Below are 19,781 nucleotides of genomic sequence, written 5' to 3'. Positions count from 1 at the left end.
AAAGGGCACATGTGGCCGCTCGGCCACTCGAAGCCCGTGCGGCGACCTCGCTGGTACGCTGGCAAACGGCTGCTGACCCCGCGCGGGAGAGTCCTCCGGACACCATCGGAGGCGCCGAAGGAGCAAATCCTCCCCGGAATCTCTCAGGCTCACGTACCGCACGGACGAGGTCACTCTGGAAAGCAGGGCGGGTGTCGACGGCTTCCGCTCTCACCGACGGTGAAAGCCGGGAGGGCCTGCTGGCTCGCCCGGTGAAGCTCTCAGGTTGAGATGACAGAGGGGGAGGCCGTCCGGGTACCCGCGCCGTGGTGCCCCTCGAAGGTCGTCAGACCAGGAGGCCTCCGCAATGACCGCCCATCGCACTCCGCTCTCCGAACTCGAACAGGCAATGCCGTTCGAGCAGCGCCACATCGGCCCCGACCACGAGGCCCGGGCCAAGATGCTCGCGCAGGTCGGTTACGGTTCGCTCGACGAGCTGACGGCCGCCGCGGTGCCGGATGTGATCAAGAACGCCGACGCGCTGGACCTGCCGGGGGCGCGCTCCGAGGCCGAGGTGCTGGCCGAGCTGCGTTCCCTGGCCGACCGCAATCAGGTCCTCGACTCCATGATCGGCCTCGGCTACTACGGCACCTTCACCCCGCCGGTCATCCTGCGCAACGTCATGGAGAACCCCTCCTGGTACACGGCGTACACGCCCTACCAGCCGGAGATCTCCCAGGGCCGCCTCGAGGCCCTGCTGAACTTCCAGACGATGGTCGCCGAGCTGACCGGCCTGCCCACCTCCGGTGCCTCGCTGCTCGACGAGGCAACCGCCGCCGCCGAGGCGATGGCCCTCTCCCGGCGCATGGGCAAGAACAAGAAGGGCCTCTTCCTGGTCGACGCGGACGCCCTGCCGCAGACCGTCGCCGTGATACGGACCCGCGCGGAGCCCACCGGCGTCGAGGTCGTCGTCGCCGACCTGAGCGACGGGATCCCGGCCGAGGTGGCCGAGCGGGAGATCAACGGCGTACTGATCCAGTACCCGGGCGCCTCCGGCGCCGTCCGTGACATCAAGCCGGTGGTCGACCGGGCGCACGAACTCGGCGCGCTCGTCACCGTCTCCGCCGACCTGCTCGCCCTCACGCTGCTCACCTCGCCCGGCGAGCTGGGCGCGGACATCGCCGTCGGCACCACCCAGCGCTTCGGCGTGCCGATGGGCTTCGGCGGGCCGCACGCCGGCTACATGGCGGTGCGCGAGAAGTTCGCCCGCAGCCTGCCCGGCCGCCTGGTCGGCGTCTCCGTGGACGCCGACGGGAACAAGGCCTACCGACTGGCCCTGCAGACCCGCGAGCAGCACATCCGCCGCGAGAAGGCCACCAGCAACATCTGCACCGCGCAGGTGCTGCTCGCCGTCATGGCCGGCATGTACGCCGTGTACCACGGTCCCGAGGGGCTGCGGGCCATCGCCCGGCGCACCCACCGCTACGCCTCCGTCACCGCCGCGGGCCTCGCCGCCGACGGCGTCGAGATCGTCCACGGCGCCTACTTCGACACGGTCACCGCGCGGGTGCCGGGCAGGGCCGCCGAGGTCGTCCACGCCGCGCGCGAGAACGGCGTCAACCTCAGGCTCGTCGACGCCGACCACGTGTCGTTCGCGTGCGACGAGACCACCACGCGCGCCCAGGTCGGCGGCGTGTGGCACGCCTTCGGCGTGGAGGGCGACATCGAGTCGCTGGACGCGGAGACCGGGGAGACGCTGCCCGAGGCGCTGCTGCGCACCGACGACTTCCTGACCCACCCCGTCTTCCACCAGCACCGCTCCGAGACCGCGATGCTGCGCTACCTGCGCCGCCTCGCCGACCGGGACTACGCACTGGACCGCGGCATGATCCCGCTGGGCTCCTGCACGATGAAGCTCAACGCGACCACCGAGATGGAGCCGGTCACCTGGCCCGAGTTCGGCGCGCTGCACCCCTTCGCGCCCGCCGAGCAGGCCCAGGGCTACCTGACCCTCATCCGTGAGCTGGAGGAGCGGCTCGCCGAGGTCACCGGGTACGACAAGGTGTCGCTCCAGCCGAACGCCGGGTCGCAGGGCGAGTTCGCGGGCCTGCTGGCCGTACGCGGCTACCACCGGGCCAACGGCGACGAGCAGCGCACCGTCTGCCTCATCCCGTCCTCCGCACACGGCACCAACGCCGCGAGCGCCGTGATGGCCGGCATGAAGGTCGTCGTCGTCAAGACCGCCGAGGACGGCGAGATCGACGTCGAGGACCTGCGCGCCAAGATCGAGAAGCACCGCGACGAGCTGGCCGTGCTGATGATCACCTACCCCTCCACGCACGGCGTGTTCGAGGAACACGTCGCGGACATCTGCGCCCAGGTGCACGACGCGGGCGGCCAGGTCTACGTGGACGGCGCCAACCTCAACGCCCTGGTCGGCCTCGCCAAGCCCGGCCACTTCGGCGGCGACGTCTCCCACCTGAACCTGCACAAGACGTTCTGCATCCCGCACGGCGGCGGCGGTCCCGGCGTCGGCCCCGTGGCCGTACGGTCGCACCTCGCGCCGTACCTGCCCAACCACCCGCTGCAGCCCGCGGCCGGTCCGCAGACCGGTGTCGGCCCGATCTCGGCGGCGCCGTGGGGCTCGGCCGGCATCCTGCCGATCTCGTGGTCGTACGTCCGGCTGATGGGCGGCGAGGGACTCAAGCGCGCCACGCAGGTGGCCGTGCTGTCCGCCAACTACATCGCCAAGCGCCTGGAACCGTACTTCCCGGTGCTCTACAACGGCCCCGGCGGTCTTGTCGCGCACGAGTGCATCATCGATCTGCGCCCGCTGACCAAGGCGGCCGGGGTGAGCGTCGACGACGTCGCCAAGCGCCTGATCGACTACGGCTTCCACGCGCCGACGATGTCCTTCCCGGTGGCCGGCACGCTGATGATCGAGCCGACCGAGTCCGAGGACCTGGCCGAGCTGGACCGGTTCTGCGAGGCGATGATCGCCATCCGCGCGGAGATCGAGAAGGTCGGTTCCGGCACCTGGTCCGAGGACGACAACCCGTTGCGCAACGCGCCGCACACCGCCGGTGCGCTGGGCGGCGAGTGGGACCACGCGTACACCCGCGAGGAGGCCGTCTTCCCGGCCGGGGTGTCCGCCGCCGACAAGTACTGGCCGCCGGTGCGCCGCGTCGACCAGGCCTTCGGCGACCGGAACCTCGTCTGCTCCTGCCCGCCGCTGGACGCGTACGAGGACTGAGTCCCGTAAGGGAGGACTGAGCTCCGTATGAGAGAGGCTCCGTGCAGGCGCAGGCCCGGACGGAGCCTCTCGGCGTGTCAGGCGGTCACGAGGGACACCTCGGTCGCCTTGATCAGCGCGACGACCGGAACGCCGACGGCCAGGCCCAGGTCGTCGGCGGCCTCCCTGGTGATGGCTGCGGTCAGCTCGGCGCCCTCGACGGCGACCGCCACGGAGGCCATCGCGGCGCCGGCGGTGAGGGCGGTGACCGTACCGGGCAGCCGGTTGCGGATGGACAGGCCCTCGGCGAGCCCGGTGGCCAGGGCGACCTCCGTGGACTTCACCAGGGCCCGGACGGCGGTGCCGGTGGCGAGAGCCAGGTCCTCGGCGGCGTCCCGGGTGATCGCCGCGGTGAGGTCCTGGCCGCCGAAGAGGCGGACCCCGACCGTCGCCATGGCCTCGCCCGGGGTGACGGCGGTGACGGTGCCGGGGAGTTGGTTGCGGATGCTCAGGCTCATGAGGGCACCGTAGCCCGGCGGATGCCTTGTGTCGGGTACGCGCGTGTCTGCGTCGCTTTGACCCTCGCCGACATCGGTGAGGCACGCGCGGATCCGGTCGCGTCGGTCACGTCGGTCGCGTTGGGGTGGCCGGTCGCGTCGGGTGGCCGGTCAGGTCTGGTGGCCGGTCAGGTTCTGTCGATATGGACATTCGTCGACTTCACCCGGGCGGTGGCCTCCATGCCGACCTCCAGGCCGAGTTCCTCCACCGCCTCCCGGGTCAGCAGGGAGACGAGCCGGTGCGGGCCCGCCTGGATCTCGACCTGGGCGGCGACGTCGCCGAGCTTGATCGCGATCACGATCCCCGGGAAGGCGTTGCGGACCGAGGTGTACGGGGTCTCCGCGTCGGCGCCACCGGAGCGGGCGAGTTCGACCGAGAAGGCGGCCAGGTCGCGCCCGTCGACGACGCGCCGCCCGCCCTCGTCGCGTTGGGTGGCGAACCGGCCCGCGTCGGCCCAGCGGCGGGCGGTGTCCGGGCTGACGCCGAGCAGCCGCGCCGCCTGGCCGATCGTGTAGGACTGCATGCCGGTCACGATAGGCCGGGGGAGGGGAACGGTGGACGCGGGGTTGGCCGTTGGGTATAACGCGATATAGCGTTAGTCTGCCGCAGTGGTGGGGTGGTCGCACGACGCCCCGGGGAGATCGGGGTCGAGCTATGTCGGTGCAGCCCTCGCAGGACGGCGGGACGCCCGCACTCCGGGCCTCGCACACGGACCGGGACAGAGCCGTGGACATACTGAGCGCCGCCGCGGGCGACGGCCGGCTCACCGCTGAGGAGCTGGACGAGCGGGTGGGCGCGGCACTCACCGCGCGCACGCAGGGCGAGCTGGCCGCCCTCACCGCCGACCTGCCCGTCGTGCCGGACCGGACCCCGATCCCCGCCGCCGCGGCCAAGGACGTCGTCCGCATCGAGCAGGAGGGGGCGTCCACCCGGCGGGGCGAGGGCTGGGTGGTGCCGCGGCGGATGGAGATCCGGTCGGCCTGGGGCGAGGTGACGCTCGACCTCGCCCGAGCCGTGATCACCCACGGCACCCTCCGCATCGACCTCGACATGCAGGCCGGGGCGCTGAAGCTCGTGACCCGGCCCGGCATCGTGGTGGACACCGACTCACTGGTGACGAGCTTCGCCGAGGTCAAGACGTCGCGGACGGTCGACACCGGGGCGCCCGTGGTGCTCAGGGTGGAGATCGCGGGTGCGATCAGTTGGGGGAAGGTCGTGGTGCGCTCGCCGCGCCGCAGGCTCGGGCGGGAGGCGTAGGGCGCGGGCTCAGCGGGAGAGTGCCGCGGAGCCGGGCGGGGGCGCCGTGCTGGAGCGGAGGATCAGTTCCGTGCCCAGCTCGACCCGTGACGAGTCCGGCCGCTTGTCGCGGGTCGGGCGGAGCACCGTGCGCGCGGCCACCTTGCCCATGTCGGCGAGCGGCTGGCGCACCGTCGTCAGCGGCGGCGCCGACCAGCGGACCTCCGGAAGGTCGTCGAAGCCGACGACGCTCAGGTCCTGCGGCACCCTCAGCCCACGCCGGCGCAGCGCCTCGATCGCGCCGAGCGCCATCTGGTCGCTGGCCGCGAAGACGGCGGTCGGAGGGGTGGGGAGGCCGAGCAGGGCTTCGCAGCCCGCGAAGCCGGACTCGTGGCGGAAGTCGCCGGGGACGATCAGGGACTCGTCCACGCCGACGCCGGCTCCTTCCAGAGCGGCTCGGTAGCCGTCGAGGCGGGCCCGCGAGCACAGCAGCCGCGGTGGCCCGGTGACCAGGCCGATCCTGCGGTGTCCCAGCGCCAGCAGATGCTCGGTGGCCGCCATGCCGCCGGACCGGTTGGCGGCGCCGACGGTGGGCACGTCCAGTGCGGGGGAGCCCGCCGGGTCGACGACGACCAGGGGCACACCGAGGATGCGCAGCTCCTGGTGGAGGACCGGGTCGAGGGCGGAGGTGACGAGCACGACGCCGTCGGAGGCCCGGGCCCGCAGATTGCGCATCCACTGACGGGCGTCGCCCGAACGCCCGTGGATCGCGGACACCACGGTGCCCGCCCCGGCGGCGTGGGCCACTTCCTCGACGCCTCGGATGATCTCCACGGCCCAGGGACTGTCCAGGTCGTTGAAGACCAGGTCGATCAGGGCGGCCCGGTGGCCGGGAGAGGCGGTGCGCTTGCGGTAGCCGTGCCGGCGCAGCAACTCCTCCACCCGCGCCCGGGTTCCGGGCGACACGTCCGACCGGCCGTTCACGACCCGGGACACGGTCGGCACCGAAACCCCCGCGCGACGGGCGATGTCCGTGATCGTGACCCTGCCCCGGCCACCGGAAGCCGTCCTGGTCCGGGCCCCGTCTGCTGCCACTTCCCCCACCTCCGTCGCCGCGGACCGTGAAACTTTGAGGAGTCTTCCGGAAACCCGGCGCTCGGGGGAAGGAGATCCGGGCCCGGAAACCGGCTCGTCACCACGTGGGACCGGCGGAGCTACGGGGAGTGACCGACTCCGGACACGCGTGGGGGCCGGTGCGCAGCCGTGGCTGCGGGCCGGCCCCGTGATGCACCGGGCGGAGCGGCGTCACACCGTCCGGTCGGTGGTCGGGCGGCGGTGGTCAGGCAGCGGTGATCAGACCCGCGCCGACAGGGCGGTGCGGGGCGATGACCCGACCGTCCGGCAGTAGCTCACCGGTGTCCTCGAAGAGGACGACACCGTTGCACAGCAGGCTCCACCCCTGCTCCGGGTGGTGCGCCACGAGCCGGGCGGACTCCCGGTCGGCGGAGACGGCTGAGGGGCACGGTGGCTGGTGCTGACACATGGGTGGGGTCTCTCGGTCTGTCGTGATGGGTGAGTGCGCTGTCTTGTCTGTTCCGCGGCGTGAAACGTCGTTCATGGCCGCCCCCCCCGTTGTATAAGTCGGTCCGAACCCAGTGTTGCCCCACGGGCGTCGATCCGCAGGTATTTGGCAGCACCGCTTCTCACAGGTTGATGACGCATCACCCGCGCGGACGGTTCAGCCCAACTGCACTGTCACTTCGGATGGTTCGGCATGGCCGAATGGGGCTAGTCCGCGCGGGTGGGGGGAGAGCGGGGCAGGTCAGGCGGGAGAGCCCAGCAGCCGCGTCGGCGCCAGCCGGTGCGTGAGGACCGGCAGCAGTTCGGCCACCCGGTGCGGCCGGTGGGCCGCGATGCCGGGAGGCGCCGGCGCCAGCGGCACCAGCAGGTCGGTGGCCGCGGGCTGCCCGGCGGCGGCGTCCGCGGTGCAGTCGCCGTGCAGCCACAGCGTGAGCATGTACAGCTCGGGAACCGACAGCAGACGCGGCTGGTAGGACTGCGTCACCGACTCGGCCTGCCGCAGCGCGCGCTCGGTCGAGGCGACGTAGGGGCCCTCGAAGAAGTGCGAGAACGCCCAGCCGTCGGGGGTCAGCATGGTCTCCGCCGCCGCCACCGCCCGGTCTCCGCACCGGATGTGGAACCGCCACCCGGTCAGCCGTGTCGCCGTCACGCCCTCCGCCGTGATCCGGTCGAGGACGTGCACGGGCAGCGGCAGTTCGGGCGTGGCGGGTCCCTGGGCGCCGAGCAGGGCGGGAGTCCTGGCCTCTCGGACCGCGGTGGGCGAGGAGAGGGCGGTGAGGACGGAGCGCAGGGCCGGCGCGGGGGCCGGGGAGACACGCAGGGGCATGATGGGTCGCCTCTCATTCGAAGGCACAGTGGCGCGAGGGCGGAGCGGGGCGGACGACGCTGTCGGCTCACGGGGCTGGGGAGGCAGGGGCCGGGTCCTGGAACCGAGAAGTGGGTGAGGCCTGCCGCGCGTCAGCTCGACGGCAGGATCCTTGACCGCGGGCGCCGGTCCGCTGCCTCGTCCGCGGAGTTTATACGACATGTGTTCAGACTGTGTTTCGGCTAGCCGATTCCGGTAACCGGTACAAGGTTGAATTCGGCCGCCGATATGCGGGAATCCTCCGGATTTCGAACCGGGTGTACGACGGTGACCTCGGGGAATGTTCACCGAGCGGTCGGCCAATTGTCGTCGGCGTTTTTCACGAGTTGTCGGCCCGGGAAACTGCTCGACGTGCCATGCCCGGTGAATGTGCCACCGGTCACATCGGCACAGCGTAGCGGGTGCCTGGCCGGTGCGGGGACGTTATCGATCGCTTCGGCTGGGCATCATCATCCCACCCGACCGGCCGCCGGCCGCCGGCCACCGGCGGCCGGATCTTCCACTCGTCGCTCCGAGAAGGGACTCTTCCATGGGGGAGAAGGTCGTGGCAGGTCAGTTCGACCTGTCCGATCGCCAGCGCTACCGCGAGAAGCTCCAGCGGTGCCTGACGGGCCTGGAGCGACTTCTGGCGGAGAAGCGGTTCGACCGCCCGAAGAACCTGATGGGGCTGGAGATCGAATTGAATCTCGTCGGTGCCGACGGGATGCCGAAAATGTTGAATGCGCAAGTCCTCGAGCGCATCGCCAGTCGCGACTTCCAAACAGAACTCGCCATGTTCAACCTGGAAGTCAACATAGCTCCCCACCGCCTGGGCGGCCGGGTATTCGACCGGCTCGCCGAGGAGATCCGTACATCGTTGGCATATGCGGATCGCAAGGCGGGCGAGGTGGACGCGGGAATCGCGATGATCGGCATTCTGCCGACGCTCGACCGGGACGACCTCGTCTCCTCCAATCTCTCCGCCGTCGACCGCTACGCACTGCTCAACGAACAGATCGTGGCCGCCCGCGGCGAGGACTTCACCCTCGACATCGAGGGCGTCGAGCGCCTGACCTGCACCTCCAAGTCCATCGCCCCCGAGGCCGCCTGCACCTCGGTGCAACTGCACCTCCAGGTCACCCCGGACCGCTTCGCCGACGTGTGGAACGCGGCCCAGGCGGTCACCGCCGCGCAGATCGCCCTCGGCGCCAACGCGCCCTTCCTGTTCGGCCGCGAACTGTGGCGCGAGTCGCGGCCCCCGCTGTTCCAGCAGTCCACCGACACCCGCCCGCCCGAGCTGCAGGCCCAGGGCGTGCGGCCGCGCACCTGGTTCGGCGAGCGGTGGGTGACCTCGGCCTACGACCTGTTCGAGGAGAACCGGCGTTACTTCCCGGCGCTGCTGCCGATCTGCGACGAGGAGGACCCGCTGGAGGTCCTGGACGCGGGCGGCGTGCCCTCGCTCTCCGAACTCGTCCTGCACAACGGCACCGTCTACCGCTGGAACCGCCCCGTCTACGACATCGCCGACGGCGTCCCGCACCTGCGCGTGGAGAACCGGGTCCTGCCCGCGGGCCCCACCGTCACCGACGTCATCGCCAACGCGGCCTTCTACTACGGCGTCGTGCGCGCGCTCGCCGAGGAGCCCCGGCCGGTGTGGACCCGGCTGCCGTTCGAGGCCGCCGCCGCCAACTTCGAGGCCGCGTGCCGCCACGGCATCGACGCCCGCTTCGAGTGGCCCCGGCGCGGCCGCCTCGGCGGTACCACCGAGGTCGACGCCGCCGTCCTCGTACGCGACGAACTGCTGCCGCTCGCCGAAGCCGGTCTCGACGCGTGGGGTGTGGAGCCCGCGGACCGGGACCTGTATCTCGGTGTGATCGAGGAGCGGTGCCGGCGCCGGGTCAACGGCGCGTCCTGGCAGGCTGCCACGTTCCACCGGGGGCTGGAGGCGGGCCTGTCCCGGGAGGCCGCGCTGGCCGCCACGACCCGCCGCTACGTCGAACTCATGCGCGTGGGCGATCCCGTGCACCTGTGGCCGGTGGGCCTGCCGGAGCCGGAACCGGAGCCGGGATCGGAGCCGGTGCCGGTGAGCTGACGGCAGCCGGGTCCTCCTTTGCCGGGTCCGCCTTCGCCGGGTCCGGCCCCGCCGCGCGCCGCCCCATACTGATCGGGCAAGCTGTGACGTCCCAGCTAGAGGCAGGTGTGCATGGCGGAGGCGGGCCCGGTGGACGATTCGTTCCCTCAGAAGCGACTCGGCGAGGAGCCATGGGCGGAGGAGCGGCTTACGCGGCGGATCCTGCGTGACGAGACGCTGCTCGTCCTGGCGCTCTCGCTCGGCGCGAGCGGGGTGTCCGCCCTCATCAGCTTCATCGGCTCGGTCACCCGGCCCGGCGGGCTCAAGGACCAGGCGGCCACCCTCAACGCCTCCGCGGCGCCCGGGCGTCCCTGGCTGGACCTGGCCTGGCAGCTCTTCGGGATCACCACGGCCCTCGTCCCGGTCGCCCTGGTGGCGCACTTCCTGCTGCGCGAGGGCAGCGGGCTGCGCGCTCTCGGGTTCGACCGCAGCCGCCCGTGGCCCGACCTGGGCCGCGGAGCCGCCGTCGCCGCCGTCATCGGCAGCACCGGCATCGCCTTCTACCTGGCCGCCCGCGGCCTCGGCTTCAACCTCACCGTGGTGCCCGAGGCCCTGCCCGACGTGTGGTGGAAGTACCCCGTACTGATCCTCTCGGCGGTGCAGAACTCCGTCCTGGAGGAGGTCATCGTCGTCGGCTACCTGCTGCGCCGGCTCGACCGGCTCGGCTGGAGCAGGGGCGCGTCGATGGCGGCCAGTTCGGTGCTGCGCGGGTCGTACCACCTCTACCAGGGCATCGGCGGCTTCGTCGGCAACATGGTGATGGGCGTCGTGTTCGTCTACCTGTACCGCCGTTGGGGGCGGGTGGGCCCGCTGGTGGTGGCGCACTCGCTGCTCGACATCGGGGCCTTCGTCGGCTACGGGCTGCTGGCCGGGAAGGTGGACTGGCTGCCGACGGCGTGAACGCGCGGGCGCGCCAGGTGCGCCAGGTGCGCCACGTGCGCCACGTGCGCCACAGCGCGTTCCCGTGTCGTGTTCCTGTGCCGCGTTCCTGTGCCGTGTCAGGCCAGCAGCTCGCCGTCGATCACCGTCACCGCGTGCCCGCTCAGCAGCGTGCGCCCGCCGCGCAGTTGCGTGCGCACCCGCCCGGAACGGGGCGAGGCCTGGAGCCCGGTGAGGTCGGGGCGGCCGAGGCGCTCGGACCAGAAGGGCGCAAGCGCCGTGTGGGCGCTGCCGGTGACGGCGTCCTCGTCGATGCCGACGCCCGGGAAGAAGCAGCGGGAGACGTAGTCGTAGCCGCGGGCGGGGTCCTCGGCCCGGGCGGTGGCGATGACGCCGCGCCCGGAGTGGGCCGCCAGCGCCTTGTGGTCCGGCGTCAGCCCGCGCACGGTCTTCTCGTCGGCGACCTCGACCAACAGGTCCCCGGTGTGCGGACCGGTGTCCAGGACGGCGTGGGGCTCGGCGCCCAGCGCCTCGGCGACGCCCGCCGGGGCCTCGACCGGGGTGAGCGGCGCGGTCGGGAAGTCCAGGGTGACCGAGCCGTCCTCGCGGGGCGTCGCGACGAGTACGCCGCTGAGGGTGGCGAACCGCACCGGCCCCTCGTGGGCGCCCGTGGTGTGCAGGACGTGGGCGGTGGCGAGCGTGGCGTGGCCGCACATCGCGACCTCGGCAACCGGTGTGAACCAGCGCAGCGCCCAGTCGGCCTCGCCGCCCGCGGGCAGGCGGTGGGCGAACGCGGTCTCGGCGTGGTTGACCTCCAGGGCGACCCGCCGGAGCCGGTCGTCCTCCGGGAAGGCGTCGAGAAGCAGGACCCCTGCGGGATTGCCGGCGAAGGGCCGGTCGGTGAAGGCGTCGACGATTCGGATGCGCATGCCCCGACGCTAGACGCCTGCCCGGGCCGTGGACCAAGGCCAATTCCCGAGCTCTGGACCGGATTCGGGGGCGGGATCCCTCGGTCGGGCCCGCCCCCGCCTCGCCGGCCCGGCGGGGATCCTCAGTCGGTCACCCGGCGGGGATCCTCAGTCGGTCACCCGGCCGGGATGCTCAGTCGGGCAGTCCTCGGACGAATCCGGTGACCAGCGACGCCACCGCCTCCGGGGCCTCCATGTGCATGACGTGAGTGGCGTCGACACGGCTGACCGCGAGCGTCGGCCGGGTGCGGGCGAGCGCGGCCAGTTCGTCTGAGACCTCTCGCGCGAACCGGGCGCTGAACTCGTCGAACCACTCCATGCCGGGCGGGGCCGGCGGCCGCCGGCCCGCCTGCACCAGCAGCAGTGGACGGTCGACCCCCTCCAGCCACGAGGTGACACCGAGCGCGCCGAGCCGGTGGAGCTCGTCGAAGATCTCCAGCGCCTCCGCCCGCTCAGGCAGCGTCTGCCACCTGCCGTCGGGCAACGGGCGGGCGGCCCTGCGGGCGGCGGCCTCCGCACGGTCGGCGGGAACCCCGAACGGGGCGGAGTTCTCGACCCGCTCCTCGATGTACCCCGACGGGGCGATCGCCCCGGCCGACGCCAGCAGGCCCTCGGCCAGTTGCTCCGCGCCCGGTCGCTCGCGCCCCCACCAGAAGCCGTCGAGGTTGACGGCGGCGCGGGCCCTGGCGCGGGCGTACTCGACCGCGATCAGGCCGCCGAGGGAGTGGCCCACCACGACGGCCTCCGGCACGCCGTGCGCCTCGAGGGTGTCCGCGATGTGCCCCACCACGGTGGGAACGGTCCAGGGGGAGGCGCTCGGAGAGCGGCCGTGTCCGGGCAGGTCGAGGGCGAGGACCCGGTGTCCGGCGGTGAGCAGGGAGGCCGAGGCGTCCCAGTCGGTGAGCGACCGGGCGTGGCCGTGCAGAAGCACCAGTTGGGGGCCGTCGCCCCCGTAGTCATGAGCGTGTAGGAGTGTCATCGCCGCCTCACTGTAGGGCGCCCGCCTTGTTTCGAGTACCGGATAAAGGATCTTTCCGGACCGAGCGGGAGCGGGTGTCCCGTTCGGCAGGGGGTTGCCATGCGATACGTTCCGATATATCGTTGAGGCATCGCGACAGATCAACGACTGAATGGAGTGATGGCGATGCGTACCCACGGATACGAGCGTGGACACGGTGGACACGGCCACGGAGAGGGCGGCCCCTTCGGCCGCGGTGGCTTCGACGGCCGGCGTGCGGCTTTCGGCCCCTTCGGGCCGGGCGGTCCCGGCGGTGGCCCCGGGGGCCCCGGCGGCCCCTTCGGGCCGGGCTTCGGTCACGGCGGCCCCTGGGGCGGCCGAGGGCGTGGTGGGCCCAGGGGAAGGGCACGGCGTGGCGACGTACGGGCGTCGATCCTTGCCCTCCTGAAGGACCGGCCGATGCACGGCTACGAGATGATCCAGGAGATCGCCGAGCGCAGCGGCGGGGCGTGGAAGCCCAGCCCCGGGTCGGTGTACCCCACCCTCCAGCTACTGGAGGACGAGGGCCTGATCGCCAGCGAGAGCGAGGGCGGCAAGAAGCTGTTCGCGCTCACCGAGGCGGGCCGGACCGCGGCCGAGGAAGGCCCGGAGGCTCCCTGGGAAGAGGCCTCGCGGGGCGTCGACTGGGAGGCTCTGAACGACATCCGGCAGGCCGGGTTCGGACTGATGGAGGCCTTCGGCCAGGTCTGGAAGACCGGCAGCAAGGAACAGCGGGAGAAGGCGCTCGCCGTCATCGGTGACGCCCGCAAGAAGCTGTACCTGATCCTCGCCGACGAGGACTGACAGTGAGGTGCCCCGTGGAGAGATCCACGGGGCACCTTCGCGTTGAGGGCCTTCGTATGGATGCCCTTGGACGCCCTTCGCATGGAGGGTCTTCGCGTGGGGCGCGCTCAGTCGACCCGCCGTATCACCGCCGCGTCGAAGAGATCCCACGCGCGCGGGAAGGCGCTCTCGTCGTGGCAGTGCCACGCCTCCCAGAACAGGTCGGCGAGCAGCGCCTCCGCCGGGGCGTCCACCCGGTACACGTACTGCCTGCCGTCGACGGCGGGCAGCGCCACGAGCCAGCACCTGCTCCTCATGTCCTTGTTCGACCCGCGAGGGTCCGTTTCGGTTGCCCCGGTGGGCGCGCGGCAAGGCGGCGCGCGCCTGGTGGGCCGAAACGGCTTGATCTCATCCGCAAGGAGGAGATTCCGGTCGGGCGGGTCCACTCTGTGTGGGACGGCGAAATGCTTCCCTTCGGGGATGACCCGGCCCCTTGGGACTGATGAGCTGGGTGATGTGCAACCCCGTATCCCCCGGCAGTCGGCCGGCGAGCAAGGCGGCCGGCGCCCGGAAGGCACCGACCTCGATGACCGGTTCAGCGCGGAACTGGCATCGGCGGTCTCCGGTGCCCGTCGCCGGGCGGTGCGGGACGGGGACCGGCAGATCGACACGGCCCATCTGCTGCACTCGCTCCTGGAGTGCGACGCCGAGGCGCGTGCGCTGCTCGGGGACGGGCCCCGGATCGCCCGGCTGCTCGGCTATCTCGTGCAGCGCAGCATCGGCTACGGGCTGCGCTGGCAGAGCTCCGTCGAGGACTCCGGCGCCGTGCCCGTCGTGCCCGGCGTCGCAGGGTTCTCGCCGCTGGCCGCGGCGGCCATGGAGGCCGCCTGCGCACGCGCCGCCCGGCGCGGGGTGGCCCGGGCCTGCGGCGTCGACCTGCTCGCCGCCCTGGTCGCGGACCCGCAGGCGCGCGCCGTCGAGGTGCTGGCCCGCGCGGCCGTCGAGCCGCACACGGTGCTCGCGCGCGTGGAGAGCCACTTCGAGCCGACCCCCTGAGCCGGCCCCCGGCTCCGGTCCCCCGGTCCCGGTCTGGCCCTCGGCTTCGGCCCGCCCTCGGCTCCCGGTCTCGGCCCCGGACCTGGTCCGGCTCTAGGCTGCGGCCCGCCCCCGGGCCCCGGGCTCTGGCGCGGCCCTCTGCTTCGGCCCGCCCCGGCACCCTGAGCCGGTCCCGGTCCCGGCGCTGTTGGCGAATCGGTCGGACAGCCGTCGGCCCCGTGGTCCGGGCCTCATGATTGGATAGTTTGTTCCGGCGACACGCCGCCGAAGTTGCGCTTCTGCCGGGACAGACTGTCCAAACACCGACCGCCACAGGATTCGCCAACAGCATCCGGTCCCGGTCCGTCCCTCGGCCCCGGTCCGCCCCCGGCCCCGGGCTCTGGCGCGGGCCCCCGGCGTTGTCCCGGCCCTGGCCCTAGCGCCGAGGCCGCCCCCGGCTCGGCTTCTCGTCGGCGTCGGTACCGGGCGTCCAGTCGGTGAGACAGGTGTCATTGGGGGTGACGGTCATGTCGTCCCCTGTCATCATGTGCCGGTGCATACGTCTGACAGCGCTCGCGGCAACCGCGGCAAGGGCACCGGTCTCGGTCTGGCACTCGCCTCCGCGGTCGCCTTCGGAGGCTCCGGAGTCGCGGCCAAGCCGCTGATCGAGGCCGGACTCGATCCGCTCCACGTCGTCTGGCTGCGCGTGGCCGGCGCGGCTCTGGTGATGCTGCCGCTCGCCGTGCGCCACCGCGCGCTGCTGCGCCGCCGCCCCGGACTGCTCGCCGGGTTCGGGCTGCTCGCCGTGGCCGGTGTGCAGGCCTGCTACTTCGCCGCCATCTCCCGGATCCCCGTGGGCGTCGCGCTGCTCGTCGAGTACCTGGCACCCGCCCTGGTGCTCGGCTGGGTGCGGTTCGTGCAGCGGCGGCCGGTCACGCGCGCCGCCGCGCTCGGCGTCGTCCTGGCGGTCGGCGGGCTCGCCTGCGTCGTCGAGGTCTGGTCGGGGCTGCGCTTCGACGCCCTCGGACTGCTGCTCGCGCTCGGCGCCGCCTGCTGCCAGGTCGGCTACTTCGTCCTGTCCGACCAGGGCGCCGACGCCGGTGACGAGGCGCCCGACCCGCTCGGCGTCATCGCTCACGGCCTGCTCGTCGGGGCCGCCGTACTCACCGTCGTCGCCCGGCCCTGGTCGATGGAGTGGTCGGTCCTCGCCGACAGCGTCCCCATGGACGGCACCCCCGTCGCCGCCGCCCTGCTGCTGGCCTGGATCGTGCTCCTCGCCACGGTCCTCGCCTACGTCACCGGTGTGGTCTCCGTGCGCCGGCTGTCTCCGCAGGTCGCCGGAGTCGTGGCGTGCCTCGAAGCGGTCATCGCGACCGTGCTCGCCTGGGTGCTGCTCGGCGAGCACCTCTCCGCCCCGCAGATCATCGGCGGCGTCGTGGTGCTGGCCGGCGCCTTCATCGCCCAGTCGTCGGCGCCGGCGAAGGGCTCCGCCAACCCCGTGGCCGGCGGAGGGCCCGAAAGGGAGTTGTCGAGCCGGGGAACGTCGGCCTAAGGTGCCGATCATGCACTCCGACGCACTCGTCCTCCCGCCTCCGGCCGCCTGAGGCGGGCTTCCGCGACGAGCCCGGCACACTGCCGCCGGGCCGGACGGTGCTGCCCGCAGACGTGAGTCCCCGCGCCCCCGCTCGTTCGTTCCGGGGCCGCTTCGAACTTCCGCGCCCCGTGCGCGTCTGCGGAGAGAAATCGTGTCGAATGCCGTCTCCGGCCTGCCCGTCGGGCGTGGCCTCCTGTATCTGATCGTCGCCGGTGTCGCCTGGGGCACCGCCGGTGCCGCCGCCTCACTGGTCTACCGAGCGAGCGACATGGGGCCCGTCGCGCTGTCGTTCTGGCGCTGCGCGGTCGGGCTCGTCCTGCTGCTCGCCGCCCGTCCGCTGCGCCCGCGCGGGCGCAGGGCCGTACGTGAGCCGTTCGCACGCAAGGCGTGGCGGGCTCTCGTCACCGGTCTCGGTCTCGCGGTGTTCCAGACCGCGTACTTCGCCGCGGTGCGTTCCACCGGGCTCGCCGTCGCCACTGTCGTCACCCTCGGCGCCGGCCCCGTGCTGATCGCGCTCGGCGCGCGCCTCGCCCTCGGCGAGCGGCTGGGACGGGGCGGCGCCGCGGCCGTCGTCGGTGCGCTCGCCGGGCTCGTGGTGCTCGTCCTCGGCCCGGGGAGCGCGACCGTCCGCCTGTCGGGCGTACTTCTCGCGCTGCTGTCCGCCGCCGGGTACTCGGTGATGACGCTGCTCACCCGCTGGTGGGGACGTGACGGCGGGGCGGACGCCGCCAGTACGTCCGTGGGGGCGTTCGCCGTCACGAGCCTGTGCCTGCTGCCGCTCGCCCTGGCTGAGGGCCTGGTGCCGCACACCGCCGAACCGGTCCGGCTCCTGTGGCTGCTGGCGTACGTCGCGGCCGTCCCGACCGCCCTCGCCTACGGGCTCTACTTCGCCGGTGCGGCCGTCGTGCGGTCCGCGACCGTCTCCGTGATCATGCTGCTCGAGCCGGTCAGCGCGGCGGCGCTCGCCGTCCTGCTGCTCGGGGAGCACCTCACGGCGGCGACCCTGGCCGGCACGCTGCTGATGCTCGGCTCGGTCGCGGGGCTCGCGGTGACGGAGACGCGGGAGGCGCGGACGCGCACCGCGCCGGCGTGAGGGCGGGGGCCTCTCGAGGGGAGAGGTCGAGAGGTCGAGAGGTCCGTCCCCACGCGGACACGTTCGCCCGGCGTCCGCTGCTCTTCGTCCGCTGCCCTCAGCCCGACGGCTTCGGGCGGAGTCCGCCGCGCCGCGAGAGATGCTCCCGTGCCGCGGCGTCACGCGGGCCGCGCCGCCCGGCCAGCTCGGCGGCGATCCGGTCCCGGACCTCTCCGGTGCGCTTGCCGGCGTACTTGAACTTCGCCCGTACGCCGGTCACCTCCAGCCGCAGCCCGCGGATGCCGGACAGCAGCCTGCCGTACGGCGCCTCGCCCGCCGCGGCCCGCGCGGAGCCGCCGTGCGGCTGGAAGTGGCCGACCTGCCGGTTGAGCAGGCCGGCCTTCTCGTCCGGGTCGTCGACGACCCGGGCGCGGCAACGGAGCTGCACGGCCGCGTAGAAGCTGGTCGGCACGCCGTGTTCGGGCGGCTCGTCCGGGGCGGCCTGCCAGGGGCCGGGAACGTACACGTAGTCGTCGACCACGCTCAGCAGGACGACCGGATCCGCCTCCAGTGCGGGCCACAGCGGGTTGGGCCGTGTCAGGTGCGTGACCACCTCGCCGTACGGACCGCACGTGGCGTCGAAGGCGAAGTGCAGCGGCTGGACGTGGGGCGGTTCGCCGGGCGGGCCGTTGACCGCGAGCTGGCCGAAGTCGTGCCCCGCGAGCCAGCTCTGCCACTCGGCGTCGTCCTCCGGCGCGTCCCAGGGGTGGACCAGCATCACAGGGCCGACAGGTAGTCGGGCAGGGTGGTGCCGGGGTCCAGACCGGGGTCGGCGACCGGGGCGTCGTACCCCTTGCGCAGCGGGACGAGCCCGGCCCAGTGCGGGAGGGCGAGGTCCTCCGGTTCGTCGTTCACGCCGCCGGTGCGGAGCTTGGCGGAGACCTCGTTCAGGTCGAGGCGGATCACGGCGGTGGCGGCCAGCTCCTTCCTGTTGGCCGGCCGGGAGTCCTGGGAGCGGCCGGGGACGACGTGGTCGACCAGGGCGTCCAGCGCGGTGCGCCGCTCCTGCGGGTCCGTGACCTCGTACGCGGTGCCGTGCACCACCACCGACCGGTAGTTGATCGAGTGGTGGAAGGCCGAGCGGGCCAGCACCAGCGCGTCCACGTGCGTCACCGTCAGGCACACCGGCAGCCCCGGATCGGCCGCGCCCGTCATCCGCAGCGGGCGCGAACCCGTCGAGCCGTGCACGTAGAGCCGCTCGCCCACCCGGCCGTACAGCGTCGGCAGTACGACCGGGGCGCCGTCGCGGACGAAGCCGAGATGACAGACGTAGCCCTCGTCGAGTATCGAGTGCACCAGCTCCTTGTCGTAGGAGGCCCGGTCGGGCGAGCGGGTGGGGACGGTGCGGTCGGTGGACGGATAGACGGCCCCGGACTGCGACGGTGTCTGCGTCCGCGTGGTCCCCTGCATGGCGCTCTCCATTGCACTAGTGCATAATCTTCTTTGTGCTAGGAGAGTATCGGATCACAGGGCGGGGCGCAGCGGAGATTTCCGCGAGCGTCGAGCGTGCGGTGGGCTCGGGGGAGCTGGAGCCGGGGCAACCCCTGCCCCCGATGCGGGAGTTGGCGCAGCGGCTCGGGGTGAACCCGAACACCGTCGCGGCCGCCTACCGCACCCTGCGCGAGCGCGGCGTCATCGAGACGGCCGGGCGGCGGGGCAGCCGGGTGCGCGCGAAGCCGGCCACCACCGGGCGGGAGTTCATCCGGGTCGAGGTGCCCCAGGGTGTGCGCGACGTGTCCGACGGCAATCCCGCCCCGGCGCTGCTGCCCGCGCTGGGCCCGGTGTTCGCCGCGGCGGCGGCACGGGGCGACCGCGAACCGGTGCTGTACGGGCACGCGCCCGTGGACCCGGAACTGGCGCGCGTCGCGCGGGCCGAGCTGGACGCCGACGGTGTGCCGGACGGACCCGTGGCGGTGACCTCCGGCTCGCTGGACGCGATGGAACGGATCCTCGCGGCCCATCTCAAGCCCGGCGACGCCGTCGCCGTCGAGGACCCGGGCTGGGGCAGTCTCCTCGACCTGGTGCCCGCGCTCGGCCTGCACACGGTCGCCGTCGGCGTCGACGACCAGGGGCCGCTGCCCGACGACGTACGCCGGGTCCTCGCGTCCGGCGCCCGTGCCCTGGTGGTCACGGACCGCGCGCAGAACCCGACGGGCGCGGCGGTGAGCGCCACGCGCGCGCGTGCCCTGCGATCCGTACTGCGCGACCACCCAGAGACGCTGCTCATCGAGGACGACCACGGCCATCGCATCGTGGACCTCCCCCTGAATTCCCTCGCCGGTACGACACGGAGCTGGGCGTTCGTCCGCTCGGCAGCCAAGGCCTGCGGCCCCGATCTTCGGCTCGCCGTGCTCACCGGGGACTCCGTCACGCTGGACCGCGTGCGCGGGCGGCAGCGGCTGGGGCCCGGCTGGGTCAGCCGCATCACCCAGCGGGCCGTGGCCCTGCTGTGGGCGGACGGTGCGGTGGACACGCGCGCGGTGGCGGCGGTGTACGGGCGACGCCGGGACGCGCTCCTTCGCGCCCTCGCGCGGCACGGGGTCGCCGCGCACGGGCGCAGCGGTATGAACGTGTGGATCCAGGTGCCGGACGAGACCGGCGCCGTCGCCCGCCTCCTGCACGCCGGCTGGGCCGTGGCCCCCGGCGCCCGCTTCCGCATGAGCGCCCCGCCCGGCATCCGGATCACCGTCTCGACACTGACGGAGGACGACATCGGTCCGCTGGCGGAGGCGGTCGCGGTGGCGGTCGGGCCGGGGTCGGGACCGCCGCGGAGCCATGTCTGAGACGCGGGGAATCGGTGCCCCCCCCCGGCACCCTCTCCACGGCCCACGC

19 protein-coding genes and 1 riboswitch are annotated in these 19,781 nt (G+C 73.0%); of the genes, 9 read left to right on the top strand and 10 right to left on the bottom strand.

Annotated features, from left to right (window positions below):
- The first annotated feature begins 73 nt into the window (after positions 1–73).
- Positions 74–169: riboswitch (glycine riboswitch) on the top strand.
- Positions 170–346: 177 nt separating this feature from the next.
- A complete protein-coding gene (gcvP, locus tag KUM40_RS32220) occupies positions 347–3,232 on the top strand; it encodes an aminomethyl-transferring glycine dehydrogenase (RefSeq protein WP_217169770.1) in 2,886 nt (961 codons plus the stop codon).
- Between the two features lie 77 nt (positions 3,233–3,309).
- On the opposite strand, the gene KUM40_RS32215 is transcribed toward gcvP, so the two are convergent.
- Positions 3,310–3,729: a molybdopterin-binding protein gene (locus KUM40_RS32215; RefSeq protein WP_217169769.1), complete on the bottom strand. Its 420-nt coding sequence runs from the start codon at positions 3,727–3,729 to the stop codon at positions 3,310–3,312.
- Positions 3,730–3,896: 167 nt separating this feature from the next.
- Positions 3,897–4,292: a molybdopterin-binding protein gene (locus KUM40_RS32210; protein WP_217169768.1), complete on the bottom strand. Its 396-nt coding sequence runs from the start codon at positions 4,290–4,292 to the stop codon at positions 3,897–3,899.
- A 131-nt stretch (positions 4,293–4,423) separates the two neighbouring features.
- Here KUM40_RS32210 and KUM40_RS32205 point away from each other — a divergent pair, with 131 nt between their 5' ends.
- Positions 4,424–5,026, top strand: coding sequence for a DUF1707 domain-containing protein (locus tag KUM40_RS32205; protein WP_217169767.1), 603 nt, complete (start codon positions 4,424–4,426; stop codon positions 5,024–5,026).
- A gap of 9 nt (positions 5,027–5,035) precedes the next feature.
- Here the strand turns inward: KUM40_RS32205 and KUM40_RS32200 are convergent, their stop codons facing one another.
- The 3 genes from KUM40_RS32200 to KUM40_RS32190 all read right to left on the bottom strand — a co-directional run bounded on the left by KUM40_RS32200 (position 5,036) and on the right by KUM40_RS32190 (position 7,412).
- Positions 5,036–6,100 carry a LacI family DNA-binding transcriptional regulator gene (locus KUM40_RS32200; RefSeq protein WP_217169766.1) on the bottom strand — a complete coding sequence of 355 codons (1,065 nt, stop codon included), beginning with the start codon at positions 6,098–6,100 and terminating at the stop codon, positions 5,036–5,038.
- A 244-nt stretch (positions 6,101–6,344) separates the two neighbouring features.
- Positions 6,345–6,548: a DUF5999 family protein gene (locus KUM40_RS32195; RefSeq protein WP_217169765.1), complete on the bottom strand. Its 204-nt coding sequence runs from the start codon at positions 6,546–6,548 to the stop codon at positions 6,345–6,347.
- Positions 6,549–6,827: 279 nt separating this feature from the next.
- Positions 6,828–7,412, bottom strand: coding sequence for a hypothetical protein (locus tag KUM40_RS32190; protein ID WP_217169764.1), 585 nt, complete (start codon positions 7,410–7,412; stop codon positions 6,828–6,830).
- Positions 7,413–7,980: 568 nt separating this feature from the next.
- Here KUM40_RS32190 and KUM40_RS32185 point away from each other — a divergent pair.
- Positions 7,981–9,522, top strand: a complete 1,542-nt coding sequence (locus KUM40_RS32185) for a glutamate-cysteine ligase family protein (protein ID WP_217169763.1) — start codon at positions 7,981–7,983, stop codon at positions 9,520–9,522.
- A 111-nt stretch (positions 9,523–9,633) separates the two neighbouring features.
- Complete coding sequence (locus KUM40_RS32180) at positions 9,634–10,461, top strand: CPBP family intramembrane glutamic endopeptidase (RefSeq protein ID WP_217169762.1); 828 nt, start codon at positions 9,634–9,636, stop codon at positions 10,459–10,461.
- Between the two features lie 98 nt (positions 10,462–10,559).
- Here the strand turns inward: KUM40_RS32180 and KUM40_RS32175 are convergent, their stop codons facing one another.
- A complete protein-coding gene (locus KUM40_RS32175; protein ID WP_217169761.1) occupies positions 10,560–11,369 on the bottom strand; it encodes a PhzF family phenazine biosynthesis protein in 810 nt (269 codons plus the stop codon).
- Between the two features lie 172 nt (positions 11,370–11,541).
- Positions 11,542–12,387, bottom strand: a complete 846-nt coding sequence (locus tag KUM40_RS32170; RefSeq protein ID WP_217169760.1) for an alpha/beta fold hydrolase — start codon at positions 12,385–12,387, stop codon at positions 11,542–11,544.
- A gap of 165 nt (positions 12,388–12,552) precedes the next feature.
- Between KUM40_RS32170 and KUM40_RS32165 the strand changes: the two genes are divergently transcribed.
- Positions 12,553–13,209 carry a PadR family transcriptional regulator gene (locus tag KUM40_RS32165; protein ID WP_217169759.1) on the top strand — a complete coding sequence of 219 codons (657 nt, stop codon included), beginning with the start codon at positions 12,553–12,555 and terminating at the stop codon, positions 13,207–13,209.
- 107 nt (positions 13,210–13,316) lie between these two features.
- Here KUM40_RS32165 and KUM40_RS32160 read toward each other — a convergent pair whose 3' ends face one another.
- A complete protein-coding gene (locus KUM40_RS32160; RefSeq protein ID WP_217169758.1) occupies positions 13,317–13,484 on the bottom strand; it encodes a hypothetical protein in 168 nt (55 codons plus the stop codon).
- A 220-nt stretch (positions 13,485–13,704) separates the two neighbouring features.
- Between KUM40_RS32160 and KUM40_RS32155 the strand changes: the two genes are divergently transcribed.
- The 3 genes from KUM40_RS32155 to KUM40_RS32145 all read left to right on the top strand — a co-directional run bounded on the left by KUM40_RS32155 (position 13,705) and on the right by KUM40_RS32145 (position 16,910).
- Positions 13,705–14,244: a Clp protease N-terminal domain-containing protein gene (locus tag KUM40_RS32155; RefSeq protein ID WP_217169757.1), complete on the top strand. Its 540-nt coding sequence runs from the start codon at positions 13,705–13,707 to the stop codon at positions 14,242–14,244.
- A gap of 526 nt (positions 14,245–14,770) precedes the next feature.
- Entirely contained in the window at positions 14,771–15,775 is a 1,005-nt protein-coding gene (locus KUM40_RS32150) for a DMT family transporter (RefSeq protein ID WP_217169756.1), read from the top strand.
- Positions 15,776–15,968: 193 nt separating this feature from the next.
- Positions 15,969–16,910 (top strand): DMT family transporter, encoded by a 942-nt coding sequence (locus KUM40_RS32145; protein ID WP_217169755.1) that lies wholly within the window; start codon positions 15,969–15,971, stop codon positions 16,908–16,910.
- 97 nt (positions 16,911–17,007) lie between these two features.
- Here KUM40_RS32145 and KUM40_RS32140 read toward each other — a convergent pair whose 3' ends face one another.
- Both KUM40_RS32140 and KUM40_RS32135 read right to left on the bottom strand, forming a co-directional pair.
- Positions 17,008–17,667: an FMN-binding negative transcriptional regulator gene (locus KUM40_RS32140; RefSeq protein WP_217169754.1), complete on the bottom strand. Its 660-nt coding sequence runs from the start codon at positions 17,665–17,667 to the stop codon at positions 17,008–17,010.
- Positions 17,667–18,359 carry a pyridoxamine 5'-phosphate oxidase family protein gene (locus KUM40_RS32135; protein ID WP_217169753.1) on the bottom strand — a complete coding sequence of 231 codons (693 nt, stop codon included), beginning with the start codon at positions 18,357–18,359 and terminating at the stop codon, positions 17,667–17,669. Before KUM40_RS32135 ends, KUM40_RS32140 begins: the two co-directional genes overlap by 1 nt.
- Before the next feature lie 35 nt (positions 18,360–18,394).
- Here KUM40_RS32135 and KUM40_RS32130 point away from each other — a divergent pair, with 35 nt between their 5' ends.
- Complete coding sequence (locus KUM40_RS32130; protein ID WP_217169752.1) at positions 18,395–19,732, top strand: aminotransferase class I/II-fold pyridoxal phosphate-dependent enzyme; 1,338 nt, start codon at positions 18,395–18,397, stop codon at positions 19,730–19,732.
- Positions 19,733–19,781: the final 49 nt, after the last annotated feature.

Source organism: Streptomyces sp. AC512_CC834, from assembly GCF_019049325.1.
GTDB lineage: Bacteria > Actinomycetota > Actinomycetes > Streptomycetales > Streptomycetaceae > Streptomyces.
The sequence above is the reverse complement of the archived record's forward strand: the minus strand, read 5'-3'. Positions and strand labels throughout refer to the sequence as shown.